This is a genomic window from Thioalkalivibrio versutus (assembly GCF_001999325.1).
Lineage (GTDB): Bacteria > Pseudomonadota > Gammaproteobacteria > Ectothiorhodospirales > Ectothiorhodospiraceae > Thioalkalivibrio > Thioalkalivibrio versutus.
In genome coordinates this window covers 1-4,493 of the sequence record NZ_MVAR01000028.1, presented here as the reverse complement: position 1 = coordinate 4,493, position 4,493 = coordinate 1, and the positions used below count along the sequence as shown (strand labels likewise).

Genomic DNA, 4,493 nt, shown 5'->3' with positions numbered 1-4,493 from the left:
GCCCTCCGCGCCCGGTGCCGGCCGGGCTGGCCACCCGCGCCGCCTCCCAGGCCGGGGCCAGTGCGGCCGCCAGCGACAGCCCCACGCCCAGCAGGAGCACCGCGGCCAGCGCCAATGGCCGCGGCGTGACCCCGGTCACCGCCACCGCGAAGAAGTGGTCCGTCACCGTCTGCGCGACCTGCGCGACCAGCACCTGCGCCAGGGCCACCCCCAGCAGCGCACCCAGCAGCGTGCCGATCACACCGACCAGCAGGGCCTCCAGCAGCACCACCCCGAAGATCGCCCGGCGCCCGACTCCGACCAGACGCAGGCTGGCAATCACCTCGCGCCGGCGCAGTACCGCAAAGGTCTGCGTGTTGTAGATCAGAAACGCCGCGATCAACAGCGCCAGCAGGCTCATCGCGGTGAGGTTGATGCGGAACGCCTGCGCCAGCTGGCGCGCGGCCTGGCCCCGGCTCTCGACCGCCACCAGCTCCAGTTCCGCGGGCAATACGTCGGCCAGGGCCTCGACCTCGTGATCGGCCAGCCGCACGTCGATCCGGTCCACCCGCCCCAGCCGGTCGAGCAATACCTGCGCCGTGGCGATATCCGTCACCCAGAGCGCGGCGCCCGCATCATCAGACGCGCCATCCCCCCCAGCATCACTCGGGTCCTCGTCCCGTTCGGCGGCACGGTCGATCAGCGTGACCTCGCGCTCGCCCCCGGCCGCCTCCAGCGCCAATCGAGCCCCATGCGCCTCCCCGCTCGCCCGGAACCAGCCCGCAGGCGGCAGGATCGTCCCCGGCTCGGTCACCAGGCGCTGCACCGGGGCATCGCCGATATCCGAGGCCGCCCCGCGAAACGGCCCCTCGGCCAGCGGATCGACGCCCAGCACGTAGATCGTCGTCCCGTCCGCCAGTCGCGCCGGGCCCTCCACGATCGGGGCCGTATCCCGCCACCCGGCCATGCGCAGGTCGCGGTACAAGGCCTCGTCGAAGCCGCTCGCAGGCCCCAGCACCTGATGCGTAGCGGCCCCGGCCACCTCGTCCATCGAACGGTCGAAGGCCCGCTGGGCGGACTGGTTCGCCAGATCCACCGCCAGCACCACCGCCACGCCGATGATCACACCGACCAGCGTCAGCACCCGCTGCAGCGGCCGCCGACGCCAGTCGCGCAGCCACGCACGCAGAACGAGAGCGCTCACGCCGGCAACCCCTCCACCGATTCCGAAGGCTGAAGGACCCCGTCGCACATCGTCAGCACCCGATCCAGTCGCCCCGCCAGTTCATTGCTGTGGGTCACCAGCAACAAGGAACACCCGGTCGCCCGTACTTGCTCCAGCAGCAGCCCGAATATCGTCTCGCCAGTGCGCGAGTCGAGGTTGCCGGTCGGCTCGTCGGCGAGGATCAGCGCCGGCTCGTGCACCAGCGCCCGCGCGATCGCGACCCGCTGCTGCTCGCCACCCGACAGCGCCTCCGGATACCGGTCACCCTTGTCCCCCAGCCCCACTGCCGTCAGCTGGCGTCCGGCGCGCTCGCGGCGGGCGGCCGCAGCGTCCCCCGTTGCCAGCTCCAGCGGCAGCATCACGTTCTCCAGCACCGTCAGCGTCGGAATCAGATGGAACGACTGGAACACGATCCCCACGCGGACCCGCCGCAGCCGCGTACGCGCCGCCTCGTCCAGCCCCGCGAGCGCCTCGCCCGCCAGATGCACCTCGCCGCGATCCGCCGCCTCCAACCCGGCCGCCAGATGCAGCAGGGTGGACTTGCCACTCCCGCTCTCGCCCACGATCGCCACGCACTCGCCGGGGGCCAGCTCGAAGTCCACGCCGTGCAGCACCTCGCCCTCGCCGGGGTAGGCAAACGCCGCGCCGATCAGCCGCAGGACCGGCCCCGAAAACGCTGATAACTCAGCCATACGATCCGCCTTTTGTTGTCCGTTCCAGCCGGGGTGTCGGGCCGTCCCGGGAGACACCCGGCCCCGACTCCACATGACCATGAAGAGTAGATGAATGTTTCAAAATGCCACACAAGCGGTTGATTGAGGCCCGGCATCCGTTAGAATAAGCGCCATCTCCACACACGGGAACGCGCCTTGACACGCCGATCAAGCAGCCGATCACGCAGCCGATCTATCTGCGCCTAGCGGCAAGCGTCCGTTCCCTAACCGGTCGCTTCCCGTCAGGCCTCTTTGATCAAAGAGCCGGGAACGGCCGGGCCCCGCCCGACCCGAACCTGCACCATTCACCGCATTCGTGCGGCGCCGCGATGGCCTGTGCCCGTGCACAGTCCGCGCGCTGCCCCGATGCCGCCGGGAGAAGGGCATGGAGCTTCACCTCGAGCAGTCCATCATCGAGCTGAAGGAGCTGTTGCGTCTGGACGACCGCGACGGGCTCCACGAACTGCTCGACTACATGCGCGTGCAGGACATCGCCCACGCGCTGATGGAGCTGGGCGAGGAAGACCTCATCGCCGTCTTCAACCTGCTGCCCCCCGGGCGCAAGGCGGACGTCTTTGCCTACCTCGACACCGGGCACCAGATCCGCCTGCTGGAGGCCTCGCCGCGCGAGGACGCCCGCTTCATCCTCTCCGAGATGGAGGCGGACGATCTCACCGCCCTGCTGCAGACCCTGGACCCGGACACCCTGCGCGGCTACCTGCGGCTGCTGCCGTTTCGAGCGATTCGCCGCGCACTCAAGCAGCTCAACTACCCGGAGGACTCGGTCGGCCGCGTGATGTCGCCGGATGTCGTCGCGGTCGATCCCGACTGGACGCTCAAGCGCGCCCTGGCCTTCATCCGCCGCAACGCGGACGAACACTCCAACAACGTGATCTTCGTGGTCGATCAGGACCGCGTACTGCTGGCCGCCATACCCATCCGCCACTTCCTGCGCGCCAGCGCCGAAAGCCCGGTGCGCGAACTGCTGGGCGAAGCCGACCCGATCACCATCGCGGTCTCCGAACACGCGGTGGAGGCCGCCCGCCGCATCCAGCACTACGACCTGGAGAGCCTGCCGGTGGTCGGCGAGATCGGCGAGCTGCTGGGCGTGGTCACGGTCGACGACGTGATGGACCTGATCGAGGCCGAGTCCACCGAGGACTTCCACAAGCTGGGCTCGGTGGGCACCCTGCCGCTGTCCCCGCAGGAGGCCAGCCCGTTCCTGCTCTATCGCAAGCGCATCGGCTGGCTCCTCGGTCTGGTCGCCTTCAACACCATCGGCGCGCTGATGATCTCGCAGTACGAGGACATCATCGAGGCGGTGGTGGTGCTGGTGTTCTTCCTGCCGCTGCTGATCGCCTCCGGCGGTAACGCCGGCGCGCAAAGTTCCACGCTGATGGTGCGCGCCATGGCCACCGGCGAGGTCACCGCGCGCGACTGGCTCCGGCTGTGGGCGAAGGAAATGGGCGTGTCCCTGACCCTCGGACTCAGCATGGGTGTGGCGGTATCGCTGGTCGGGCTTTGGCGCGGCGGGCCGGAGATCGCGCTGCTGGTCGCGCTGTCGATGACCATCATCGTTACCGTGGCCAGCATCCTCGGCATGCTGCTGCCGGTGGTCCTGAACAAGTTCCGCCTCGATCCGGCGACCGCCAGCGTACCGCTGGTCACCTCGCTCGCCGACATCGGCGGTATCCTCATCTACTTCACGCTGGCCACGGCCCTGCTCGGCCTGGCAATCCCATAGGACCTCCCGGATGAGCCCCACGGAACCGGATCTCGACACCCTGCCGCAGGCCCTGCAGACCGCGCTGACCGCGCCCACCGCGGAGGCGCTGCAGAGCCTGTGCGCCGAGCACGCGGCGCCGGATCTCTCCGACGCCCTGGAGGCCCTGCCGGCCCAACAGATGGAGGCCTTCTTCCAGCGCCTGGATGTCGAGTGCACGGCGGATATCTACGCCCACCTGGAATCGGATCATCAGTCCCGCGTGTTTCAGGCGCTGGACGACGAGCACGCCAGCCGCCTGGTCGCGGCGCTGTCCTACGACGACGCGGTCTCGGTGATCGACGGGCTGGAGGACGAACAGGCCGAATCCCTGCTCGAGACCCTCCCGGACGAAGACCAGGAAGCGCTAGAGACCCTGCTCGGCTACCCGGAGGAGAGCGCCGGGCGCCTGATGACGCCCGAGTTCGCCACGGTCCAGCCCGACTGGTCGGTGGCCGAGGCCATGGATCACCTGCGCGAACAGAGCGACCTGGCCGAGACCATCAACACCATCTTCGTGGTCACGCCCACCGGCGAACTGCTCGGCTGGGTGCGCCTGAAGGGGCTGCTGCTGTCGCGCCCCACCACCAGCGTGCGCGAGCGCATGAACACCGATGTCGTCAGCATCAGTGCGGAGGAAGACCGCGAAGAGGCCGCCCACCGCATCAGCCACTACGATCTCGACGTCCTCCCGGTGGTCGACGACAACGGCCACCTGCTCGGCATCATCACCGTCGACGACGTGATGGACGTACTGCGCGCCGAGACCACCGAGGACTTCCACCGCATGGCCGCGGTGGAAGTCCTCGGTGGT

The 4,493-nt window shown here is 69.2% G+C and carries 4 protein-coding genes; 2 read left to right on the top strand and 2 right to left on the bottom strand.

Going from position 1 to position 4,493, the window contains the following annotated elements; genetic code table 11:
* Both B0684_RS10620 and B0684_RS10615 read right to left on the bottom strand, forming a co-directional pair.
* A partial coding sequence (locus B0684_RS10620; RefSeq protein WP_143592462.1) for an FtsX-like permease family protein occupies nucleotides 1–1,183 on the bottom strand: 1,183 nt, incomplete at its 3' end.
* The gene (locus B0684_RS10615; protein ID WP_018649985.1) at nucleotides 1,180–1,896 is read right to left on the bottom strand and encodes an ABC transporter ATP-binding protein; all 717 of its coding nucleotides are present in this window, start codon (nucleotides 1,894–1,896) and stop codon (nucleotides 1,180–1,182) included. The genes B0684_RS10615 and B0684_RS10620, both read right to left, overlap by 4 nt.
* A 406-nt stretch (nucleotides 1,897–2,302) precedes the next feature.
* Here B0684_RS10615 and mgtE point away from each other — a divergent pair, with 406 nt between their 5' ends.
* Nucleotides 2,303–3,661: a magnesium transporter gene (mgtE, locus tag B0684_RS10610; protein ID WP_018145399.1), complete on the top strand. Its 1,359-nt coding sequence runs from the start codon at nucleotides 2,303–2,305 to the stop codon at nucleotides 3,659–3,661.
* A gap of 10 nt (nucleotides 3,662–3,671) precedes the next feature.
* Nucleotides 3,672–4,493, top strand: an 822-nt coding sequence (locus tag B0684_RS10605; RefSeq protein ID WP_143592461.1) for a magnesium transporter, incomplete at its 3' end; no start/stop codon positions are given.

Excerpts from the sequence above, each read along its gene's own strand:
- B0684_RS10615 (WP_018649985.1), bottom strand. The coding sequence starts at position 1,896 with ATGGCTGAGTTATCAGCGTTTTCGGGGCCGGTCCTGCGGCTGATCGGC.
- mgtE (WP_018145399.1), top strand. The coding sequence starts at position 2,303 with ATGGAGCTTCACCTCGAGCAGTCCATCATCGAGCTGAAGGAGCTGTTG.